15 protein-coding genes are annotated in these 24,347 nt (G+C 37.3%); 8 read left to right on the forward strand and 7 right to left on the reverse strand.

Annotated features, from left to right (window positions below):
• The first annotated feature begins 22 nt into the window (after positions 1–22).
• Genes BHE19_RS17260 through BHE19_RS17270 form a run of 3 tightly spaced genes read left to right on the forward strand, consistent with a single transcriptional unit; the run spans position 23 to position 3,918 of the window.
• A complete protein-coding gene (locus tag BHE19_RS17260; protein WP_070908141.1) occupies positions 23–1,225 on the forward strand; it encodes a DUF4876 domain-containing protein in 1,203 nt (400 codons plus the stop codon).
• Between the two features lie 11 nt (positions 1,226–1,236).
• Positions 1,237–2,745, forward strand: a complete 1,509-nt coding sequence (locus BHE19_RS17265; protein ID WP_123923439.1) for a DUF6850 family outer membrane beta-barrel protein — start codon at positions 1,237–1,239, stop codon at positions 2,743–2,745.
• A 30-nt stretch (positions 2,746–2,775) separates the two neighbouring features.
• Complete coding sequence (locus tag BHE19_RS17270; protein ID WP_070908143.1) at positions 2,776–3,918, forward strand: cytochrome-c peroxidase; 1,143 nt, start codon at positions 2,776–2,778, stop codon at positions 3,916–3,918.
• Between the two features lie 113 nt (positions 3,919–4,031).
• Here BHE19_RS17270 and BHE19_RS17275 read toward each other — a convergent pair whose 3' ends face one another.
• The 4 genes from BHE19_RS17275 to BHE19_RS17290 all read right to left on the reverse strand — a co-directional run bounded on the left by BHE19_RS17275 (position 4,032) and on the right by BHE19_RS17290 (position 10,329).
• Positions 4,032–5,456, reverse strand: a complete 1,425-nt coding sequence (locus BHE19_RS17275; protein WP_017497190.1) for a SusD/RagB family nutrient-binding outer membrane lipoprotein — start codon at positions 5,454–5,456, stop codon at positions 4,032–4,034.
• A 12-nt stretch (positions 5,457–5,468) separates the two neighbouring features.
• Positions 5,469–8,660 carry a SusC/RagA family TonB-linked outer membrane protein gene (locus BHE19_RS17280; RefSeq protein ID WP_070908144.1) on the reverse strand — a complete coding sequence of 1,064 codons (3,192 nt, stop codon included), beginning with the start codon at positions 8,658–8,660 and terminating at the stop codon, positions 5,469–5,471.
• An 813-nt stretch (positions 8,661–9,473) separates the two neighbouring features.
• Positions 9,474–9,911 (reverse strand): VOC family protein, encoded by a 438-nt coding sequence (locus BHE19_RS17285; protein WP_070908145.1) that lies wholly within the window; start codon positions 9,909–9,911, stop codon positions 9,474–9,476.
• A gap of 10 nt (positions 9,912–9,921) precedes the next feature.
• Positions 9,922–10,329 carry a VOC family protein gene (locus BHE19_RS17290; RefSeq protein WP_070908146.1) on the reverse strand — a complete coding sequence of 136 codons (408 nt, stop codon included), beginning with the start codon at positions 10,327–10,329 and terminating at the stop codon, positions 9,922–9,924.
• 260 nt (positions 10,330–10,589) lie between these two features.
• Here BHE19_RS17290 and BHE19_RS17295 point away from each other — a divergent pair, with 260 nt between their 5' ends.
• The 4 genes from BHE19_RS17295 (at position 10,590) to BHE19_RS17310 (ending at position 16,766) form a co-directional block, all read left to right on the forward strand.
• Positions 10,590–11,570: a GlxA family transcriptional regulator gene (locus BHE19_RS17295; RefSeq protein ID WP_017497185.1), complete on the forward strand. Its 981-nt coding sequence runs from the start codon at positions 10,590–10,592 to the stop codon at positions 11,568–11,570.
• A 203-nt stretch (positions 11,571–11,773) separates the two neighbouring features.
• Positions 11,774–13,381 (forward strand): class I SAM-dependent methyltransferase, encoded by a 1,608-nt coding sequence (locus tag BHE19_RS17300; protein WP_070908147.1) that lies wholly within the window; start codon positions 11,774–11,776, stop codon positions 13,379–13,381.
• Positions 13,382–14,087: 706 nt separating this feature from the next.
• Positions 14,088–15,620 (forward strand): sulfatase-like hydrolase/transferase, encoded by a 1,533-nt coding sequence (locus BHE19_RS17305; protein WP_070908148.1) that lies wholly within the window; start codon positions 14,088–14,090, stop codon positions 15,618–15,620.
• Between the two features lie 114 nt (positions 15,621–15,734).
• Complete coding sequence (locus tag BHE19_RS17310; protein ID WP_070908149.1) at positions 15,735–16,766, forward strand: hypothetical protein; 1,032 nt, start codon at positions 15,735–15,737, stop codon at positions 16,764–16,766.
• A gap of 299 nt (positions 16,767–17,065) precedes the next feature.
• Here BHE19_RS17310 and BHE19_RS17315 read toward each other — a convergent pair whose 3' ends face one another.
• The 3 genes from BHE19_RS17315 to BHE19_RS17325 all read right to left on the reverse strand — a co-directional run bounded on the left by BHE19_RS17315 (position 17,066) and on the right by BHE19_RS17325 (position 22,856).
• Positions 17,066–19,972 carry a S8 family serine peptidase gene (locus BHE19_RS17315; protein ID WP_070908150.1) on the reverse strand — a complete coding sequence of 969 codons (2,907 nt, stop codon included), beginning with the start codon at positions 19,970–19,972 and terminating at the stop codon, positions 17,066–17,068.
• Positions 19,973–20,489: 517 nt separating this feature from the next.
• Positions 20,490–21,797, reverse strand: coding sequence for an amidohydrolase family protein (locus BHE19_RS17320; RefSeq protein ID WP_070908151.1), 1,308 nt, complete (start codon positions 21,795–21,797; stop codon positions 20,490–20,492).
• A 3-nt stretch (positions 21,798–21,800) separates the two neighbouring features.
• Positions 21,801–22,856, reverse strand: coding sequence for a hypothetical protein (locus BHE19_RS17325; protein ID WP_070908152.1), 1,056 nt, complete (start codon positions 22,854–22,856; stop codon positions 21,801–21,803).
• A 451-nt stretch (positions 22,857–23,307) separates the two neighbouring features.
• Between BHE19_RS17325 and BHE19_RS17330 the strand changes: the two genes are divergently transcribed.
• Entirely contained in the window at positions 23,308–24,234 is a 927-nt protein-coding gene (locus tag BHE19_RS17330) for a phytanoyl-CoA dioxygenase family protein (protein ID WP_233431390.1), read from the forward strand.
• Positions 24,235–24,347: the final 113 nt, after the last annotated feature.

The following is a 24,347-nucleotide window of genomic DNA, read 5'->3' on the forward strand; positions in this document are numbered from 1 at the left end:
AATATTAAATAAATACCCAATTATGAAAATCAGATTACTACCCATTTATCTAACAATAGCCATAATGGCACTATTACCATCCTGTTCTAAAGATGATGATAACAGCAATAAAGAAACGGCTTTAACTTTAACGCTTGTAAATCCGGAAGATCTAAGCAGTGTTATCTTTTCTGATGTTTCCGTTTCTTTTAAAGAGCGTAATACCGGTAAAGTAACCCAAAGTAAAGCTTTAAATAACAATATCTCTGTCTCTTTAGATGAAGGTTCTTACGAAATATCTATTGACGGAAAAATCAACTATACAATAGACGGTAACATTATCGAAGCTTCGGTAAGCAGCTATAAAGAAGCGGTCGTGATTACTGGAGGAAGTGCCTCCGTTTCTTTAAATCTTTTCCTCAAAACAACACAATCTGATTTTGTGATTGAAGAGGTATTTTTTACAGGAACCAAAACACCACAGGGAAAACAATATTCAGGTGACAAATACTTTAAGATTCATAATAATACGGATAAAGTATTGTATGCAGATGGATTAATGATCGCACAATCGGAATTCATGACAACTGACAAACAAGACTATACCCCGAATATCATGGCGCAGTCGTTTGCGGTATCTGCTGTTGCAATTGTTCCCGGTAACGGAACTACTTATCCAATCGCTCCGGGTGAGTTTTTTGTTATTGCCGAAGATGCAATCGATCATAAAGAATACAATTCAGCTTCGTTGGATTTAAGAAAAGCTACTTTTGAATTCTATACGGAAGACGCTGATGATGTTGATAATCCTTCTGTTCCGAATATGGAAAGTTTATTCTCTTCTATGGTAATTCATAACAGAGGTTTTAAAAGTTTTGTTATCGCTCGTATGCCCATAAACAAAACAAAATATCTAACGGATTATACCTATAACTACGAATACAATCTGGTATTTGGCGGAGAAAGTTATCCAATGGGCGAAAACGTGTATTCGATTCCAAATTCATGGATTGTAGACGCTGTTAATTTAAGTGTTGAATCTGAATTTAAATGGATTGTTACTGCTCCATCGCTGGACAAAGGCTGGACTTATTGCGGAAAAGTAGATTCAGATGCAACACGTTATGGGAAAAGTGTTCGTCGTAAAACGCTGTCCACTACTTCAAACGGCAAAAAAATACTAAAAGACACTAATAATTCAACATTAGATTTTTCCCCTGAGGTTAAACCTTCTTTAATGAATTAATGAATTTAATCATGAGTTTTCGTTCCCTATTTCTATTTATTATTTTGAGTTGCAGTTTGCTGCAGGCACAGGACAGTACTTCTGTGCTCCTTCGCATTCATGAAGACTTGTCTCCCGAGAATACTTTTGCCCGAAGATTTTATACCAATCCTGCAAATCAGCATTATGCCCGCCGTTATTCTTTATCAGAATTGAGCGCGGGTTATAGCTCGGCAGCGCAGCAAACCAATATTCAACAGTTGGGAAATGGAATTCGTCAATTTCTTATTAAGGCACAATCGTATTATAAGATTAACTCTGAAAATACTGTTTTTGGAAACGCTCATTACAAGAATGGTAAACGTAAAAATGTGCGTTGGAACGAAAGCTCAGATTATCAAATAATCTACCCTTATGTAACGGCAGATTCTATAGGGGGTGATCTTTCGTATGAAGAGTACTCCTTTAGTGGCGGTTATGCTAAAGTTTTGAATAAAATAACTTTGGGTATAAGTGCTGATTACAGGGCATTAATGGAATATCGGGATATTGACCCAAGACCTAAAAATACGGTTTCAGATCTTAATGTTTCTACCGGTATTTCCTTAAACATTAGCGATCATTATGTATTAGGTTCGGCTTTAAATCTGCAAAAATATACACAATCTAATAATCTAAAATTCTTTAGCGAATTAGGGGCTCCCGCGGTTTATCATATGGTAGGGCTTGGCGTTTACAATAAATTACTGACCGGAAATAAACTAAGTTCGTATTATGACGGAAGAGGCTATGGCGCCAATGTGCAGTTTTTTTCAAAAGACCGAAATGGCTTTGGTTTACTACTGGGATACCATCAATTTGGTTATGAAAAAATCATGACCGAATTCCAAAACCTTGTCGCGTCTACAATTTTAGAGAATCAGTATGAAGGAGAGGTTTCTTATTTCAAAAAATTAAAAGAGAAGTTTTGGGGTGCAAAAATTGGACTTTTTTACACAGACCGAACTGGAAAAGAAAATATATTTGACAACCAAAGTACTACATCTTACATCAAAATAGCCAAGCATACCAAATACACCAATCAGGCTACATCTGTTGTGTTTTCAGGATTGTACTACGTTCCAAATCCTGAATTATCATGGTCGATTGCGCCGAGCTTTACCTTAAAAAATACTGCGGAAAAATATCTCGATCCTCTTCGGACTATTGACCTACAGCAAGGTATCGGCCGATTGGATTTTGCCATTTCAAAACTTTTATCTACATCCTTAATTAATGTTTCGGCTTCACTCGAACACAACTGGATTTTAAGTTCCGAAATGGAATTAAGCGATCGCAAAGCCAATTTAATTTTTAATATGCTCAATTATAACTTTACTTTTTTGTCCTCTCCATACACTAAAATAAATCTCGCTGCAAGATGGGATTACAAGTACCAACCTGATCTTAACTTTTTCGTTAAGACAAGTCTGGATTACTACAGTTTTCCTCAAAAACAAAACAACACTTTTTTTCAAATGTCAATAGGTTTGACATTTTAATTTAAATTATAACATCACTATCCGCTTATAATGAAGTCCCTTTTATTAAAAACCTCTTTTTCTATTTTTTTCATAGGCATAATTTATGTATTGTTAAGTTTCAGTGCTGCATTTGGTGAGAAACTTGCAAATTCAAATTGGCGTGAAATCTATAGTAAACCAACCAGTCAATGGCCAAAACCTACTATTGATGACGGTGTGCAATGGCAGGAATTCGAAGCTCTTGCGATCGATACGAGTTACTACAATACCATGGAAAATCCTAAAGTAATTTTAGGACAGCTGCTTTTTTTCGATCCCAAACTTTCGGGGTCTAATCAGGTATCCTGCAGCAGTTGCCATGATCCGGAACTGGCTTGGGGAGATGCGCGTGAAGTATCTTTAGGGAATGATCATTTGCAAGGAAAAAGAAATACGCCTTCGTTATATAACATCGGAGCTCGAAAATCATTCTTTTGGGACGGACGAGCTGCTACTTTAGAAGAGCAAGCTCAAGGGCCCATTACAGCGCATCATGAAATGAATATGGAACCTAAAAATCTGGCTAAAAAATTGAGAAAAATTAAAGGTTATCCTGTTTTATTCCAAAATGCATATGGAGATTCTGAGATTACTTATGAAAAAATCCTGCAGTCACTGGCCGTATTCCAAAAAACAATTTTAAGCAAACGAAGCCGTTTTGATGCCTTTATGGATGGCGATTACACGCAATTATCAGATCAGGAAATCTATGGTCTGCACCTTTTTCGAACCAAAGCAAGATGTATGAATTGTCACTCCGGAAAATACCTGACCGATGAGTCATTCCATAATATTGGGCTTACTTATTACAAAAGGGAATATGAAGATTTAGGACTTTATACGGTTACTAAAAAAGCAGATGATGTTGGAAAATTCCGAACTCCTTCTCTTCGTGATGTAATGTATACAGGCCCGTGGATGCACAATGGCTTATTTGATAATATCACCGGAATTGTGAATATGTATAACAGCGGCATGCACATGATTGATCCTAATGAAACCGAAAAAATAGCAGATCCACTATTTCCTAAAACGGATGTTTTAATGCAGCCGTTAAATCTAAATGATGACGAGATTGTGGCTTTGGTTTCCTTTATTAAAACGTTATCCGGAAGACAGTATAAGATGGAAAGACCACAAATACCAAGATAACTTTGGTCTTTAAATGAATAATACTTCAGAGAAAATTTCCTCTGAAGTATTATCTGTTATAATTGATTACGGACTCGTTTAAGCCGTTTGCTTTCTCCTTTTTAAATTAAGGTTTACTTTGCGTCAAACCATAGTTTTGTAGTCAGCAAATCTTTTCCCTGAGCAGATACAGCTGTCTGATAGCTGGCTCCATTCAGTGACTGCTCTGTTCCCGGATAAAAGAAACGTGAAGGAATCTGTCCGTTTAGAACCGTAGCCGGACCTGCTTTCAATACCGGGTAGTCCAATCTTCTCCATTCTGCAAAAGCATCAAGACCCTGCCCGAAAAATGCGATCCATTTTTGTGTACCAATCGATTTAGCATAATTCGCTGCATCATACTTTACCGCTGCCTGATTAAGATAATTTGAAATTGTAGTGGCATCAGTAATTCCAAACTGATTGAACGATGCTGTAATGGCATTTTTATACAACTGCTCTGCATCTCCGGCAATATAACCGCGAGCCACCGCTTCTGAAAGATTAAACAATACTTCGGAATAAGAAACAATTACGGCTGGTGATGACGAGGTTAAAAAATAAGCCCCCGGCTTTGATGTTTTAGCAAATCCCTGGCTGTTGGCATCACTGTTTGATAATCCGTTAGCACCTCCTACATATTTTCCAACGCTTGCATCTGTTGGCAACTGGGCATAAACCGGCAAACGCGGATCGGAGAATTCATTTAACTTATCCACCAATGTTTTCGAAATACGAAAATCATCACGGGTTTCAAACCAGGCCGAAGCAGGATTTTGCTGAGGCGAACTCGTGAAAGTAAACTTAAAAGTTTCATTGTTGTTGCTAATTACTCCCGCAGCATCAGTAGTTGCATCGATCGCCGCTTGTTTGGCTAAGGCAGGTTCTCTATCAGAAATTCTCAATGCGATACGCAAACGTAGTGAGTTTACCAATTTTTTCCATTTCGAGATATCGCCTTTATAAGCCAAATCTCCCGTTACGCTTCCACTGGTTGGATTTAGTAAAGACTGCGCTTGTTTTAAATCTTCCAATAAACCGGTATACACTTCTTTTTGCGTATTGTATGCCGGAGTTACTTTTAGGCCTGCTTCTTTATACGGAATGCTCCCGTAAGCATCTGTAAGCAATAAAAATGCCCATGAACGTAAGGTTAACGCAATTCCTTTGTAATTTGGATTTGCCTGCTGATCCGGAAATTTCAGAATCGTGTTTAAATCTGTAATCAAAGTGGCGTATCCCGTATTCCACAATGTAGTGAAAGAAGTGTTCGATACGTCATATCTGTCCGGTTCTGTATATTGAACTTTAGCCCAATGCTGTACAAATAGTAACGATGCATTAAAATTATTGTCGGCTCCCCAGTACAAATCGGCTCCCTGCTTTAACGTACCTGTCAATAGATAAGGCGCTAAAGGTGTTTCGGTTGCATTTGGATTTTTATTAATATCATCCAAAGTGTCACTACAAGAGGTAAGTGCTACCGCAAATAGTGTTATATAAGCTATTTTTTTTAGCATGATTTCGCGTTTTTAAAATTTAAGATTAACATTCAGACTGAAATTTCTGGTAGTTGGTAAAGACAAACTCTCCAATCCCTGAGCATTTCCAGTATTGAAAGCGGTTTCAGGATCAATGTTTGGCGCATCTTTGTAAATAAACAAAAGGTTTCGGCCTACAGCAGTAATACTTGCTCCTTCTAGTCCCAGTCTTCTGGCAAATTTCTTATTGAAATTGTATCCCAGTTTTATTTCTCTCAGTTTTACAAAAGTCGAACTGTAAATATAGGCTTCACTAATATTGTAAGATGCTTTATGAAACTCCTGCGCACTAATCACCTGAGTATTTGGGGTTCCATCGGCGTAAACTCCGTTAAATAGAACTCCATCATCATACACCGTTACTCCATTTGGTGCTCCACCACTCGTTACCAATGTTTTTGGATTGGCTGTACTGTTACCAGGGTAGTAGTAATTTAAACCTCCGTTTGCTGCATCACGACCAGCAAGTGTCTCTGCCAGTACTCCAGTATAAGTACCTGTTCTGTTGGTTCCCGAAAAAATATCTCCCCCCACACTGGCATCAATAAGGAATGAAAATTCAAGATTTTTATAACTCAAAGTGTTGGTTACACCTGCTAAAAAGTCCGGAGTATAATGTCCTAATACTCTTTTTTGAGGATCGGCTTTCGGTAATCCGTTAGCTCCAACTACTATATTTCCGTTTGCATCACGTTGATACGCTGTACCATAAAGTGCTCCATAAGCCTGTCCTACCGACGCCAGTACATCAACACCTCCTGATGTACCAATAGTATAGTTCTGGATTTGTTTGTCATAATCCAAAATCTTTACTTCACTAATGTTTTTTGAATAGTTAACTCCTACATTCCATTTAAAATTCTCGGTTTGAATCGGAGTTCCGTCTAACTGAACTTCAATACCACGATTGTTTATTTTACCCGCGTTGATTAATTGCGAATTATAACCACTTGAAGCCGTAGTTTTTATTTCTAAAATTTGGTCAAAACTGTTCGTATTGTAGTAAGCTACATCTAAGTGCAGTCTGTTTTTCCAGAACGAAGATTCTATACCCAATTCCGTAGAACGAGTGGTTTCCGGTTTCAGGTTCTCATTCAGTTTTTTCTTCGCTGAGGTTTGAATAGGGTTTCCGTCAAATGCAGTTTGAAAATCGTAAACCGTAGACAATTGATACGGATCTGCATCGTTTCCTACTTCAGACCAGCCTCCACGAAGTTTTAAGAAATCAAGTGTATTACTTTTCAGATTGAAAGCATCAGAAACTACAAAACTACCATTGAAGGAAGGGTAAAAATAAGAACGGTTGCTGCTTGGTAATGTAGACGACCAGTCATTACGGGCAGTTACGTTTAAATAAGCATAGTTTTTATATCCAAACTGTGCTGAAGCGTATGCACTGTATACTCGCAATCTTGATAATGAATTTGATGAAGTTAACGGATCTCTTGAATTCGTTAAGGTATACAAATCCGGTACGGCAAGACGTGGTGCTTTCTGATAATTATTAGCATCACTGTGGTTACGAATATTGAATCCGGCAAGAGCATCCACACTAAAGTCTTCGGTTAGTTTTTTGGTATACGTAAAAATCCCTTCTGTATTTCTTTCGTTTACCGTGTAAGCATCTTCTGCATAGGATCCAAAAGGAGTTCCGTTTGTACCGTATTTAATGGTGTACTTTCTGCGATCGTTATAATAATCAACTCCGGTACGGAATTTAAAATTAAGCCCGTCGATAATTTTGGCATCCAAATGAATATCTCCTATTATACGGTTGCGCTGTTGGCTAGTGGTGTTATAATACGCATTCCAATAGGGATTGCTGTAATAGCTGTTGTTCCAGTTTACCTCTCTGTTGTTCTGAAGCTGATCGATATCTACCTGGCGTCCGAACCAAAGGAACTGCAACATCACACCAGCGGCACGGTTACCTTGCGGACCACCAGGAAGTGCGGGTGCATCAGTCACAATATAGTTAGCCGTTACCCCTACTTTTATGTTTTTCGAAATTTGGTAATTTGTATTAACCGTAAAGTTTGTTTTATTTGTTTCACTGTTAGGTACTGTACCCAATTGTTTTTGATTGTTTATTCCTAAACGAAAATCTGATTTTTCATCCGATTTAGCTATGGATACGCTATTATCGTAGGTAATACCAGTGTTGAAAAAGTCTTTTACATTATTCGGATGTGCTACGAAAGGTACCGCAACACCATTAGAATAGAACTGTGGAATAAGACGACCGTCTAATTTAGGTCCCCAGCTTTCATCCACTCCATCATTGATTCCGCCACCTTTACCGTCTACATAACTGAACTTTCCGTTTGATCCTTGTCCGTATGAATTTTGAAATTTAGGTAAAGTAGCCACCTGAGAAATTGTGATTCCGGAATTAACGCTTATCCCCAACCCTTTTTGACTTTTTCCAGATTTTGTTGTGATAAGCACAACTCCATGTGCGGCACGTGATCCGTAAAGAGCGGCAGCATTAGGACCTTTTAATACACTTAGGGATTCAATATCCTGTGGATTTAAATCGGCAATAGCATTTTTAAAATCACGAGTGGTACCTCCGGTACTTCCTAGTTGTGAGTTGTCTACAGGAACTCCATCGACCACAAAAAGCGGCTGATTATTTCCGGAAATAGACGTTTCACCACGAATGATGATACGCGAAGATCCCATATCACCCTGCGAATTGGTAATACGAACACCGGCAAGTTTACCGCTAAGGCTGTTTAGAAAATTGGTTTCTTTTGTGTCTGACAATTCCTTGCCCTTAACTGCCTGTGTGGTATATCCCAGAGATTTTTTTTCTTTTGTAATACCAAGTGCCGTAACCACTACTTCTGACAATGCATTCTGTTCCTGAGTAAGAGTAACCACAACTGAATTTTCATTGGCTGTAACTTCCGCTTTTTTATAGCCCAAATAACTTACAATTAGGGTATAAGGAATTTTTTGCCCGGTTTGAAAGTAAAATTTACCGTCCATATCCGTTACAACCCCATGAGTAGTTCCTTTAATGTTTATCGAAGCTCCAATAACGGGCTCCTTTGTAACAGCATCGATTACAGTTCCTTCGAGTTTCGACTGGATTAAGGGTTTAACTTCCTGTGCTTTAATACCTGCGGAAATTAACAAAATACATAATCCTATATATCTGTTTAATTTTTTTTTCATTACTTTGTTTTAGTTTAATACATAAGGTGCCCCGAAGTCGGATTTTATCCGCTCGTGCTTTCCTTATAGAGATGTACAATTTCTTTAAGCTTCGCCATTTCTGTTCCCGCAGAAATGGTTCTTTTTTTTAACAGCTATGCATTCGTTTCTTCATTTTTTATTATTTTGGATTACTATTTTTTTAATGTATTTATGTAAGATTTCAATCTCAAAAAAGGACTTCATCTCACTGAAATTATCGCGTTAGATTAAAAATCACTTTATTGTCTGACTACTTTTAAGGGAAACTTATCTCCTATTAATTCTTACTAGTTAAAAACAGCAGTTACTATTCTTCTCTTTAATCTTCACTAATCTGATAAATTTATACTCTACCAATTTGATAGAACAAAAGTAAGTTAAAATAACGAAAGCCAAAATTTTAACTCTTTTTTTTATATAAAAAATGTTAAATAAATCAGCCTTTTAACGATAAACAACTTAAAATAAAACAGTTAACAAACAACCGTTCTTCCACTTCTGTGTAGGATTTTTTCTAAAGTGATTCTGTAAAGTGCATTCTATTTTATACTTTCTTAAAAAATTACTTCTAGTACTTTTACTTAATGTGCTTCAAAATAAGGATCAGTGAAGTAAAAGATGTAGTATATAAACGTTACATTTAATAAACCGGACAGTTTTTTAAAACCTGTCCGGTTTGATATAAAGAAATAAAAAAATGAGACCACCTTTTTGCTTAGGCGTCTCATTAGAAGTTATTAGCTGTTAGAAGTCAATTTATAGCTTTATTCGATTGGGTATAATCATCAAGAATTAATTATACCCAACAGATAAAGATTTTTTTTCTTGGCACGAGTAACAGAGCATCCATTGATGTCCGAACTTATCCGTAAGATTCCCGAACAAAGCTCCATAAAAAGTCCTTTCTAACGGATGGGTAGCCTGACCGTCTTTAGATAAGTCAGCATAAACCTTTCGTGTTTCTTCTTCACTGTCAAACGTGAGCATCATCGAGAAGGCATTTCCTTTTGTCAGGTTTTCGGGAGCCATATCCGATCCCATAATGGTAAGAGTATCGCTTTTAAGGGTGGCGTGCAAAATACATTTTTTCATTTTCTCCGGCAGCTCTTCCCCTATTGGTGAATCGGCTATGGTTTGCAGTTCGAGTTCACCGCCAAGACAAGCTTTGTAGAACAACATCGCGTCTCTGCAATTACCGTTAAATGTTAAATAAGAATTAAGCTGTGCCATTTTAATAGGGTTATTGTTGTGGGATTTTCGCCAGATCCATATACAGAACTTCCCAAAGGTGTCCGTCTAAATCTTCAAAACTGCGTTGCTGCATAAAACCATAGTCTTTCGGCTCTGCAGTTTCTTTACCTCCTGCTTTTAAGGCACTATTGATCATTTCATTCACTTCGTCTACACTTTCTACTGACAAGGAATTAATTACCGAAGCTTTCTCGAAAGCATTACCGATTTCTTTATTGATAAACTCACTGAATTTATTATGAGTCAACAACATCACATAAATTTCTTCGGTTAGAACCATACAGGCTGCTGTAGCATCTGTAAATTGAGGATTGTTTGTAAATCCGATTGCTGTGTAAAAAGACATTGCTTTTTGTAAATCTGCTACCGGCAGATTGATGAAAATTTTTGTCGCCATTTTGTGTGATTTTTTAATTGTTAATTGATAGTACAAAGATGGAGCAGAAATCACAGAATCCACCTACACAAAAACGACAACAAAAAGGGCATTTACGACAAACTATCTTTATCTTTGAAATTGCATTGAAATCAATTGTTGTATCGCTATGATCCCGGTAAAGTGTTGCATTCAACAGTCAACCAAGTAAAATCAAGGGCTCAGCAACAGTCAGTCAATTGTAAATCGTTTGCCTAATTTGATCTAACCTATAAAAAACCATGATAAAAAAAGTAAGCATTCTTGTTCCTGAAAGTTCGGTTCTGCAGGCAATTGCAGATCCGCAATACTTATTTTCGGCTGTAAATCAATTTATGACCGCCTCCGGTAAAAAATTATTGTTTGATGTACAATTAGTAGGTTTAGAGAAAGAAGTAAAACTTAATAACGGATTGTATTCCGTTAATACGTCTCAGCTCACAAAAGATATTACCGCCACTGATTTGATTGTAATTCCTGCCTTATTTGGAGACATGAAAGCTGCGATTGCTCAAAATCAAGGACTATTACCCTGGATCAGCGAACAATATCATAAGGGTGCCGAGATCGCATCATTATGTGTTGGAGCGTTTTTGTTAGCTTCCACTGGTTTGTTAAACGGCAAAAAATGCTCTACCCATTGGGGATTTCAAAATGAGTTTAGAGAAATGTTTCCCGAAGTAGAAGTCATAGACGGAAGCATTATTACGGAAGAACATCGTCTTTATTCCAGCGGTGGAGCACATTCGTACTGGAACTTATTGCTTCATCTGGTCGAAAAATATACCGACAGAGAGACGGCTATACTTGCCTCCAAATACTTTGCCATCGATATCGACAGAGACAGTCAGGCTTCTTTTGCAATGTTTCAAGGGCAAAAGAATCATAACGACGATGCCATTAAACAGGTTCAGAATTTTATTGAAGATAACATTCAGGAAAAAATCACCATTGATGAATTGGCCGAAATGGTATTGCTGGGAAGAAGAAGTTTTGAGAGACGATTTAAAACCGCAACCAACAATTCAGTTTTAGAATACATCAATCGGGTGAAAATTGAGTACGCCAAAAAAAGTTTCGAGACCAGCCGTAAAAATATCAATGAGGTAATGTATGATGTAGGTTATACCGATACAAAAGCATTTCGAACCATTTTTAAAAAAGTAACAGGATTAAATCCGTTGGAATATCGTAATAAGTATAATAAAATGGCGGTGAGCTGATTACTTCTACTTGTTGCCAATCACTTAGTTTAACACCTAGAAACATCGTTTTTTGCTCTAAAAAAAGATGTTTCACTTACTTTGAGGTTCGCAATAGTTATTTGCGAAAAATAGCTATGAGGAAAATCTTAAAATAGCCTCTAAAAAAGTAACGGTCGTAAATTAAAAAATCACTATTTTTAACCAACCATCAACCTTTTTCTATGACCGATAAATCACAACTTCGAAGTTCTATTTTCAGACACCTTGACGGTCTGGCTGTTGCTCCGGTTGCAATTGCGCTACAAAATCATAAAGTTTTAGAGTATATCCTAAATCAAAAGCAAGTACAACTATCGCAGTTAGCTACTACTTTTAAAGCAAATGAAGGTTATCTGAATGTTGGTTTGAGAATTCTGGCCTCTCAGGGCTTTTTAGAATATGAAGTAGATAATCGAACACAGGAAATAACCATCATCACAAACGAAAAAACAGAAATCGCTTTTTCGCTGTTTCATCTCTATCAGGATGTTGTTGATTTACTCCAATTCTCCGGGCAGTTTCATCCACGACTTTTTGACGACGTACCCTTTGAAAAACTCAATCTTATTTTTGAAAAATATAAAAAAGGATATGGAATATCACCTTCTGATGATCCTTTGAAAAGAAGTCTTCAGGAACAGGTTTTAAAACACGTCGAAGGGCATTTGATTGGTCCCACCATTGTACGTCTGGCCATGAAAGGAATGTTTCACAAATACTTTATGGAGACTTCTTTCCAACCCGAAGAATTTCATAAATCTCCGGAAAACTTTAAAAAAATACTGGACTTTTTTGTACATCTTGGATGGTTCTTAGAAAAAAATGGCAATTATCAGTTTACCGAAACCGGTTTGTTTTACGCTAAAAGAGCCAGTGCTTACGGTGTTACAGTTTCTTATTTGCCCACCTTTGCCAAAATCGAAGAATTGATTTTTGGTGATCCGTCCGTTTTAAGAATGATAGCCGATGGCGAAAATGAAATTCACGTAGATCGCGAAATGAATGTATGGGGAAGCGGTGGTGCTCACGATACTTATTTTAAAGTGGTGGACGAAATTATTGTCAGCCTGTTTAATTTACCAATCGAACAGCAACCTAAAGGAATACTTGATATGGGTTGCGGTAATGGTGCTTTTTTACAGCATATTTTCGAAGTTATCGACAGGCAGACTTTACGTGGAAAAATGCTCGACGACTACCCTTTGTTTTTAGTTGGTGCCGACTATAATCAGGCAGCCTTAAAAGTTACCAGAGCCAATCTAATTAAAGCCGACATTTGGGCAAAAGTAATTTGGGGAGATATCGGAAACCCTCAACTGCTTTCGGAGGATCTGAAAGAAAACTACAATATAGATCTTAAAGATCTACTTAATGTAAGGACTTTTTTAGATCACAATCGAATTTGGAAAGATCCCCAACACATTAACAAAGATAGAATCAGTACGTCTACCGGAGCATTTGCTTACAGAGGAAAAAGAATCAGTAACAATCTTGTCGAGGATAATCTTTTGGAACATTTACAAAAATGGTCGCCTTATGTGCGTAAATTTGGCTTACTGTTGATTGAATTGCATACCATCAATCCCAAACTTGCAGCCGCTAATATCGGAAAAACTCCCGCAACGGCTTATGATGCTACTCACGGTTTCTCGGACCAGTATATTGTGGAAATTGACGTTTTTAATAAAGTCGCTGCAGAAGCCGGATTATTTCCGGACCAATCGATTTTTAAACGATTCCCGGATGCCGATATCGCTACAGTAAGTATCAATTTATTGAAGGGGAATTAAAAACTAAAACTCAAAATTATTATTGTTTTTAACTTTTTGAGTATAATTCATTTTAACACATAGGAACTTAGATTCAACATCTGTAAAAAAGCATTTCACCTCATTTAAATACACCTAATATCAGGTGGAAGAAATGTATTTTCTTTTTTCTCTTTTAGATTAAAATCTATGTTTCTATGTGATAAATCATTTTTTATCGATTAAACGCAACCCGATATTTAATTTTTTTTTTAGTCGTTTAACATAATTACCCCCTCAGCCTTAGAATTCTTAGTTACACCAATAGTTGTAGTCTGAAAAATTACTGCTCTTTACCTTTATTCCTTCACCTAAAAGAGTCTCTTCAATAACAAAATATCTGTCTAATTGAAGTCCTTCAGATTATTGAACTCTTTGTACTTCTTAAAAATTAGATAAACTACTACAAAACAGGTATTTATACGTAATTTAAATCTGCTTAGTTATTGTAATTTTATTCTTATTAATCAGATTCAACTCTACCCTACAGCATCCTCTACAAGCCTTTTGCAATTTATTTTGTTCGAACATTATATTGAAAAAGTACTACTGTAATTCTCTCTTCACGCCTCAATTTTTACGATAATCCAATCCCTTTTTTTGAATTATTTCAAACTGACCTATCGATATGAATTACAAATCCATATACCAACAATTATCTATTTATTAACCCCTTAAACCACAAACAATGAACTTAAAAGAAAAACTTAACGAAATTGGCCAAAAGCCGGACATGATTTTAATTATTACTGATGAGCAGCGCGCTACTCAACATTTCCCACCGGGATGGGAGGAAGAAAATCTTCCCACACTGACTTTTCTAAAAAAGAATGGTTTTAGTTTCGACCGTGCATTTTGCAACACCTGCATGTGCTCCCCTAGCCGTTCGACCTTATTTACAGGCTTGTATCCTGCGAAACATGGCGTAAGTCAAACGCTAACCGAAGGTGGTCTATTGTCGCCTCAGGAGCCTACACTTAGCAATGCATTGCCTAATATTATGAATACTCTTTGGGCTGATGGATATGATGTGCAATACCGAGGAAAATGGCACATGAGTAAAGGTGTTGCTCCTAATGGAACTAAAACAAACTACGAAGATTTAACGGCTGCCGATATTTCACTCTTTGGGGCTATGGGCTGGATTTCTCCCGATGCCGGTGAAGATGTGAACCCGCTTAATTTTGGGGGTGGCTATGCCAATCACGACGCCAGATACACTGCCGAGGCTATCCAATATCTAAAAGAAGTGAGAGCACAAAGAGCTGCTGGAAATCATAAACCTTATTGTTTGATTCTTTCACTCGTAAATCCTCATGATGTACTGGCTTATCCCAATACAGCAGGTACATCAGGATACCATCCGGACAGCTGGCTGACCAGAGAAATAGGACTTCCTGCTACTGTAAACGAAAATTTACTGGAAAATAAAAAACCTATGGCTCAGGAACAAATCCTGATTAATATGGCTTTAACTCTTGGAGCGATCAATAGTACCGAAGATAAACTGAATTATATTAATTTTTATGGCTATTTGTTAAGTCTTGCCGACAAACAGTTTGGCTACCTGATTGACGAATTGTACAGAGAAGATGAACACGGCAAAAAACTAGCCGATTCAGCCTTAGTTACAATGACATCCGATCATGGAGAAATGGGACTCGCTCACGGCGGATTACGTCAGAAAACTTTTGTCGCTTACGAAGAAGCTTTAAGAGTTCCGCTTGTTATATCTAATCCGATATTATTTAAAGATCATCCTGTCAAACACTCTATGGCTTTAGCAACCTTAGCAGATATTTTTCCAACTTTTATTGATATGGCCAACGTATCTAATCCGCCAACGGGACTTGCTGGTACCAGTTTACTGCCAATAATGCAGGACAACACTCCTGTTCAGCACAGTATTTTGTTTACTTACGATGATGTCAAAGCAGGTTCTAACAGTACCTGGACGATCGTAAGAGCTGCGAATCGCATTCGATGTATCAGAACCGAAAAATGGAAATTTGACTACTATTTTGATGCCGCTACGGCCTACTTCAAACAGTATGAGCTGTATGATTTAGTTAATGATCCGTTGGAAATCACCAATCTTGCCTACGATCCGGCTTATAGTGAAATCAGACACGAATTAGAAGAACAACTGCATCAGCTGGAAGTAGAGAAACTTTGGGTAAATGCACCAAAAGATATTTATAGTACAACAACATTTAACTAAAAACAGCTGCAGGACACAGTTCCAAAAAAGTATAAAACAATAACCCGTTGGGTGAAATTGAACAAAATTTAATTTTTCCCAACGGGTTAAAACAACAATCAAAAAAGAAAAATTATGTCAGAAAATATAAATCTGGAAGTCAATACGGCAAAGTATACGGATTTCAATTATCCTAATGGCGGAGAAACCAGCATACAAGGCGTAAGAGGCGTAACAGGATCTGAAAATGTATACATTTCAGGCAGTTTAATAGGCCTTAATGATATCGTTCAGGGCTTAATCTATGAAGGGCCGCTTAATGGAAGCGGCAATCAGGGCAAATGGAACATTGTAAATTTTCCAAGTACACCAACAGCAACGGTTATCAATACCTCTTGTTACGGCCCTAATAACGGACATCAAGGCAAAGTACAAATAGTAGGCTCCTACAAAATATCTGCCTCTTCCGGTAAAGCTCCAAGCGGAAATCTTGGTTTTTATTACGAAGGTCCGGCGGATGGTTCAGGAACCTGGATTCAGGTGTCACCAAATGGCGGTAATACCAATAATGTATTTGTTCATAGTATAATGGGCGGAATCGCTGTTGGAAATTATGATGTAGAGAATGACAAGAATGGATATGCATTTCTGTATGATGTTGTCACTAAAGAATACATTGATTTTAAAGTTCCTGATTCCTTAACGACTACTTTGTACGGTATCTGGCACAATGGCGGTGATCATTACACTATGGCAGGCGGTTATTCAAGTGCTAAATTAGGGGAAATAAGTCAGGCTTTCCTGGTGGATTATAATTCCAAAACAAAGCAAACGAGTAATTTAAAATCGTTTAGTTATAAGAATGAAACGATTTTGTCTGTAGTTACACATTTTGAAGGTATCACTGCATCCAAAGACAATGGCTATCATATGCCGTCTGACTGGATTAGTGTTAACGGAAAAGATATGGGAGCTTCCTTTGTTGCTGTAAACCGAAATTCAGATGGCACATTTGGAGAAGCCAACTGGATAGATATTGATTTTCCGAATGCAGATAGTACAAGTGCTAATACTGCTTATCAAAATAGTATTTTAGGCGTTTATACGGTCAAAAATGATTCGGGTACCGTAACAGTCTCTTCGTATGTTGCAAAAGTTCATCCTTGAAAATAGAGCAATAATCATCTAAGTTGGAAATTTTAACGCAAAGCACGCTAAGAATTTTAGCTGTATTACGCTTAGAAAGGCAAAGTTCGCAAAGCTATACTTAGACAAAGCTTTGCGGACTTTATGTTTTTTATATAAAACCTACGCATAAAAAAAACTTAGCGTACTTTGCGTTTAAAAGCCAAAGTCTGCAAAGCTTTTCTTTTATAAAAAAAGAAATCGCCTCAAGATTTATATTGAGACGACTTCCTTCAATTTCATACACTCATTAAAGTAATAAGTGTTTCACTCGAAAAATATTAGTTTTTAATTATTTTTCTGGTAACTACTTTTCCATTTTCAGAGATAAACTGAACGATGTAAATTCCCGGAAGTTGTTTGGAGATGTTTACACTAAATTCTTTTTGTTTATTTGTTTTCTCTTCAAAAACAACCGTATTGAAAATGCTTGTTATTTTTAATGTTCCCTGCTCCTCACTATTTACGGCTATTTTAAATATACCGTTTGTCGGATTCGGATAGATAGCAACAGTACGAGATTCAGGAGCTTCAACAAGTGACGTGGCTCCGGCTTTAGTATTCGGTTTAGCTTTTACCAGTGCAAAACGCTCTCCTCCTTCAAGTTCTCCGCTTTTAGCATCTTCCTGAACAAGGTCTAAGGTAATTTGCTCTTCAACAGGAAAATCTTTTGCCACTTTGAAATCAAATGTGATTCCGAAAGTTTCATCGATATCAATAGGCAGGTTTGCTATAGATGCTTCTCTGGAAGTAATAAGGATTTTATTTTTATCTAAAATCTGTACTCCTTTTAAACTTCCATTGGCCTGTGCTCTTTCAAATAGTTTTGGATCCAGTGTAGCTTCAACTGTACCGCCCAAATCAAAGAAATTATTCTTCAACTGTTCGTTAAATCCTCTGTCTATAAATCTCACGTTGATATTTTTAGATCTGATTCCTCTGATGAATACTGCAGTTGGAGGAACAAAATCTGTCGTATTCAGGTTGTAAACACTTAAATTTTTCCAGGCAATATTGTTGTTGTTTTTGGTGTTTACACCTATACCCACATTAGTTTGTTCATTAAACATTGGATCTTCTGATGATTCTATTCTTGCCGCTAAACAAAAATGGTGTACATCGTAAGTGAAATCAGCAGGATTTGGCGGATACCAAGGAATCACTACTGTAGCATTTCCACCTGCAGCAATTGCCGGAATAGCTACTTCTCCGATATAATCACCATGCAATACAGTCCCTACATAAAAATTAACAAAGTTGGTAGGCCATGTTAATCCTGAAGAAGCTTTTGCAAAATACAATTTCACTTTTCCGGAAGCACTAGGAACTGTTCCTTTATTAGTTACTTTAACATACACTCCGTTTGGAGAGCTTAATTTAAACTCAGGATTTTCATGTGTAGTTCCTCCGTCAATGGTTTGTCTTACCCAGATATCATCACTGATCCACATAGGTCCAGAATCCGGATTAGGTTGTAATCCCACATCAAACGGTCTGTCTTTGATGTAAAGATCCGGTACGGTAATTCCGGTTACCACCGTTGAAAAATTCTGACTTCCGTTGACCAAACTTCCTTTATGGGTTACCGTGATAGTATAAGTTCCCGCTGCTCCAACAATTCTGATGCGCTCAAAAGGGTCTCTCGTATTGTCACCCAATCCGTTTGTTGTTGCAGTAAGCAATCGATATGGGAAATTAGTTCCTGCTCCATTAGTTACGCGAATGTCTAAATCGTTTATCAATTTTGCTGTACCAATATTTGGTGTACTTCCTGAATAAGCAACACCGGCAGGATCTGTCCATGAAATAGAAGCAATTAACGGATTAACTCCGTCTGAAGTTACCGACAATGTATAAGTACCACCATTCGCCAGTGTACTTTCCTGAACAATAGATGCTGTTCCGTTTTTTGTAATGGTTTCCGCAGCAAATTTTGCATTCAATAAACCCCATCCAAAAATTGCATCAGGTCCAACAGCTCCCGCATCGTCGGCTGTATGCAATGCTAATCCTTTTAGAGTAGCAGCACGCATAAAGTTTCCGGTCAGATTTTTATAATGCTGCTGTAGCAAAAGTAGTGTTCCGGTTACGTTTGGAGCTGCCATTGAAGTTCCGCTGGCATTACCATAACTGCTATTGGTTAATGGTGTTACCGGATTTGTAAGTGTGGCTGTCGAATAAACAGAGGCTCCATTTCCGGCAAGATCCGGTTTGATTCTCAAATCATCTGTAGGTCCTTGACTGCTGGATCCGCTAATGGTAACACTTGTTAAAGCTCCTGTTGAACTTATCACAGCGTCATTAGCATTAGCAATCACCAGATTGTTTTTAGAGGTCGAAAATCCTGTAAGTTTATCATAAGCAGTAAAACCTCCTAACGGACTTGTATTTGCAGTGTTATCTCCGCCATCATTTCCGGCTGATTTCACCTGCAGGTAGTAAGGAGCATTAAACATCAGATTGTCCCAGTCTCTGGCAGTAGTTTGATAAGCACCAAACTGCCACGGAGCGATCAGAACTGTTCCAGCAGAATTTCTTGTAGCCCATCCGTAAGAATGATTGGAGATCAACATTCCGTTTGCCGCTGCTGTAGTGGCTTCAGACAAATCGTTAGTCCATTCGTTCGTTCTGGCATTTCCCTGAAAGGCCATTCCTTTGGATGCCGCTACAGTACCTGCCGCAACAATAGTACCTGTTACGTGATTGGCGTGTTGACTGTTGTTACTTCCGGCAACAATAGTAGTAACCCCATCGTTAATTGACACTCTTCCGCCAAACTCATTGTGAGTAGGAAGTGTAGCGCCGCCATCCCAAACATAAGCCGTCATGTTTTGTCCGTTAAGGTTCAGTCCTAAACCACCACCGGAATTCAAGTAATTTGCCCGTGTGGATTTTGCGGCATTTACATTTTCAGTAGCAAAATAGATAGGCGTTTTGCCGTCGGCACTTACATCTACTAATTCGCTTGTGGTTCCATTTTTATTACTAAATGAAGTGCGCCAGCCATTAGTTTTCGCAAGATTACTGATTCTTTGTTTCTTCTGGTCCGCCTCGGTTTGGTATCTCTGACTCAGAGACTGAAGTTCAGATACGTTACTTCCGGACCTAATTTTTGCAATATCATTCTGGGTTTGTGCGTAAGTGGCTCCACAGACACACAGCAACATAATTTTGTATAAATTTTTCATATAATTTGATTTAAGGGGTGAATCATTCTTTATATCTCAAAAATCTTTACAACTAAAAAGGGGGACTTCTGGTTTCCATAATTTGAATGGTTTAAAGGTTAAATAATTGGTAGAATATTGTAAGATTTAACGTTGCAGTAAGCGTATTTACGAAAGTGCTATTTACCTACAAACTTACTATAGTTTGTAAGATTTTATTTCAAAGATAACAAAACTCGTTAAACTAAACCAAGCATAAAAGAGTATAAATACCTGATTTTAAATTCATTAATAAAAAACAACCTCTTAAATAGAAAGCTTTCTAAATCCAAGCACAATTGTAAGAATTACAGTTCTGAAGTATTGATTTCAGATCGTCTCTTTGCTCTTGCCCTTTCAGGGCAATATTCCTGCTTAACTTAGATCATAGTGCGTTGCACCATACTTGTGCTTTTGGGCTTTCAGCCTTTATTACCCACAAAAAAAACCTCCAGAATCAATTGATTCTGGAGGTTGAAAATTTATCTTACTATTCTAATTAAACAGAGCGAATAATTACAGGCTTTCCGGAATAGTATTTACTCTCTAAATAGCTATTAATATTATTCTTTGCCATTTGATCCCATAGCGAGTTCCCATTTTGAAGCTTAGCATTCGAAGCATAATTTCTAAATCCCTGCACCGCCACTTGTTCCAGACTGTCTTTCTCCGTCATAAAATAATCGGTTCCAAACAATATTTGATTGCCATAGGATTTATCCACCTCTCTAAAAAATACTTTATAAAGCTCACTGTTTTCTTTTAAGAGACATTCTGCTACATCATACGATATATCTGTATAAACATTCGGATGCTGAGTCATCAGGTTTTGTATCTGACTGAACCAGTTTTTTCTTAACACTCCATAAGGATTGATTTGATTACTATCTTTATTGTTTCCTTCGGAAGCTTGTATCTGATTGACACCACCAAAGTGCGCAAAGCATATCTTAAGATCTTTAATTGAATTCAACATAGACTCATACGAATGTGGCTCAAGAAAATAAGAGCAGCTACTTCTACAGCTTTTTCGGTCATTTCCATTAAAGAGATTTCCGAACAAACCTCCTTTCTCCTCAATAAATTTCGGTACTGCATTCGGTGCTCCATGTATATTTCCAGTATACGGGTCAATGGGATTTAGATTACGTTTAATATAATCTTTATCATAATTATAAATTCCACCCAAATAATAAGTGTGTGTCATTATTGGAACACCATTGTCGGCAGCCCATTCCATGGTCTTCCTAAGTTTTGCGTCAAAAGCATAATGTCCGGTACTTGGATACATTTTTAATCCCTGAAACGGATATACAGACGTTCCGCCCACTTCGATTTTAGTTTCGAAATAACGCTCTACCGTTTTCTGAATTTCGTCTCCGCTGCTTTTCCATCTTGGGTCAAGTCCGAAAAAAGGCAAAATATTCGTGGGGTATTTTCTTTTGATATCAATCACTTCTTCTATTTGTCCCTCGAAACCGCTAACGGATCTGCCAACACCTAAATACTCTAAGTTTTGACATAGGGTAATAAACTGAAATGTTTCGTTAGGGTATCGGGACATTAAATCCTCAAAAATATCGGTCTGATATTTACTTTTACCGATTTGAAGGAAGGTAGCATATCTTTTGGCCATTCCTTTATTACTGCTCGCCAACTGTCTGATCAGCCAGGCACCAAGGTTGGTATTCGTAAAATTATCAACTCCTTTTGCCAAAAATGGTGGCATATACAATTCCAGGAAGTTTTTTGGCGCATTATTCATGGTGAATATATGCGTATGAGCATTTTTGTAATTATTTTCCATAATCTATACTTCTTTAATTACTGTTTGCGCTGTAGTCGTTGCTTTTTTCAGAATATCAAACCAAAACGGAGCTCCTAAACTTGCCGCAAAGGCCGAGATAATAATCCCCAATATTTTAAGCAAAATACAAGAGAAGGTGAAACAATCTTTTTCTGAACTGCTTTTCACATCGGCACATTGCGCTTTTTTCCACCCAATAGGTAAATCTAAGTTGGTTTTTAAACTATCTATTTGTTTGGATAAACCCTTAATATCCTTTTTGGTTGAATTCAGGGCTGCCGTATCAGTTGCTGCACCTTGTCCCGGTGTACCATATTTTGCGCTGAGTACTTCTAATTGCATCTTGTTCTTCGTATAATAATCAATCATGGCGGTTCTTGCCGTTGGATTAGTATCATAATACTTGAACAAAACGATACTGTCAATATTAATGATACAGCTCACCAGAAGCCCGATAATAAACAAGCGTTTTCTGGAGAGTTTTTTATACCATACACTGGTTCGGTCACTAAACTGATCAAACCAAATGGTGACTTCTTTAATCAATTCTTCATAAAGGACCTTTTCTGCCACCTCATTTACCGAGCCGGAAGCTCTAATTTTGGCTTTGTTCATGGCGTTTTTCAGCATCAGAATCAAATCGCTTTGTCCTAAATAAGTAATAGCAAATTCAAAATTATTCAGCAGGTCATTGCTGTACTTCTTCTCATGATTTACCTCATCATCCTGAAGCAATATTTTAGCTGCCTGAGCATTAGCAACCGTATCCACCAGTACTTCCGCGAGAGTTTTGGAAGTAATTTCGGTTGGCGGCGCTTTTTCCGATTTCGTCAATAATCTGATATTGCTGTTGTTGTACATTAACAATCCCCAATTGATCTGATTGGAAAAATCAAATAGCTTTTCAATAATTTTACTTCTGAAAAACCGACCTCTTTCACTTTTTATCTGTACCGTTAGTTCAAGAATCATACTGCACAATAAGGCAAATAATGCCCAGCTTATGATCAGTGAAATAGCGACCTGAACAATAGTGGAGGAAAAAAAACTGATGTCCATTATCTCTGAATTTTAAGTTTTGCTTACTCTTTAAAGGATTTTTAGCATACTCCTTATTGGATGACCTTGGAAAGTAAAAATTCAGCTCTTAACTATGAAAATAGCTAAAAAACTTAGTCGCTTACAATCCATTTATTAGCCCGTAAACTCCCAACAAGTATAAGCAAAAAAGCACAATTATTAATAAGTAAATACACCTGTTTTAGTATGTCTGATGTCATAATTTAAAATCCGATATCTTTATTTTGTTCTTTAACGGAGCATGACTATAAAATGTAATATGTGAGATCTAAGATGCAAGATGTGAGATGTGAGATGCAGACCGCAAACTATAAACTATAAACTATAAACCATAAACTAAAGATAAAAACACGTATTTTTACTTTTAGCAGACCGCTCTAAATACCTTACTTTTGAAAGTATTGATTTATAAATGATAAAACCTACCGAAATGACAGACTTACTAACTGTTCTTGAAAAGTTATGGAAACGCACTTTACAGCCGGACGGTTCAACCGTTCAGACTGATGACGAAACCTGGAATGCAGAAATTAAGGCTTTGTTCCAATTGGGTATTGGTATGGAAGACACTTTACAGTATTTGTATTTTGAAAAACCTGATTTTGATACTTTTAAAATATGGATCAGTAACAGAAAACGAAATATTAATTATGAATCTGAAGGTATTACCACTGATGTTCTCTCACAGGAAGATCTGGAATTCTGGAATGAAAACGGTTATGTGGTTCTAAAAAATGCTATTTCGGAGAAAGATTGTGAAGATACACAACGTGCCATCTGGGATTTTCTGCAAATGGATCCTTTTAAAGAAGAAACCTGGTACGAAAGACACGAAGATCAAAAAGGCCTAATGCTTAATTTTTCAGATCATGAGACTTTAAACCGAAACCGATTTTCGACCAAAATTAAAAGAGCTTACGAACAGCTTTACAAAACTGACCAGCTTTACAAAACTATCGATAAAGTAAGTTTCAACCCGCCGGAAACCAGAGATTTTACCTTCTTGGGGAGTCCGCTTCATTGGGACATGAGTTTAAGACAGCCCATTCAGTTTGAAATACAGGGACTACTCTACCTCACCGATTGCGGACCTGAAGATGGTGCTTTTCATTGTGTTCCCGGATTTCATAACCAAATAGACGATTGGTTAAACAACCTTGATCCGAATGTCAATCCCAGAGAAGAAGCAATAAAAACATTGAAGTCGGAGCCGGTGCTCGGAAAAGCCGGCGATTTTATCATCTGGAACAGTGCATTACCTCATTGTGCCACACCTAATAAAGGTCAGAACCCACGAATGGTGCAGTATCTTACCTATTTACCAAACGATCACAATATTGCAGGAGAATGGATATAGACGTTTTCTCCTAATGGCAACCTCGCTAATCTCATTTCATTTCGAAATGAGATTTTTTTTAAACTCTATTGTCAACAGAACAGCTCAGCTGTCACAACATTCAAAATCCAAAA

Source organism: Flavobacterium tructae (assembly GCF_001853485.1).
Taxonomy (GTDB): Bacteria; Bacteroidota; Bacteroidia; order Flavobacteriales; family Flavobacteriaceae; genus Flavobacterium; species Flavobacterium tructae.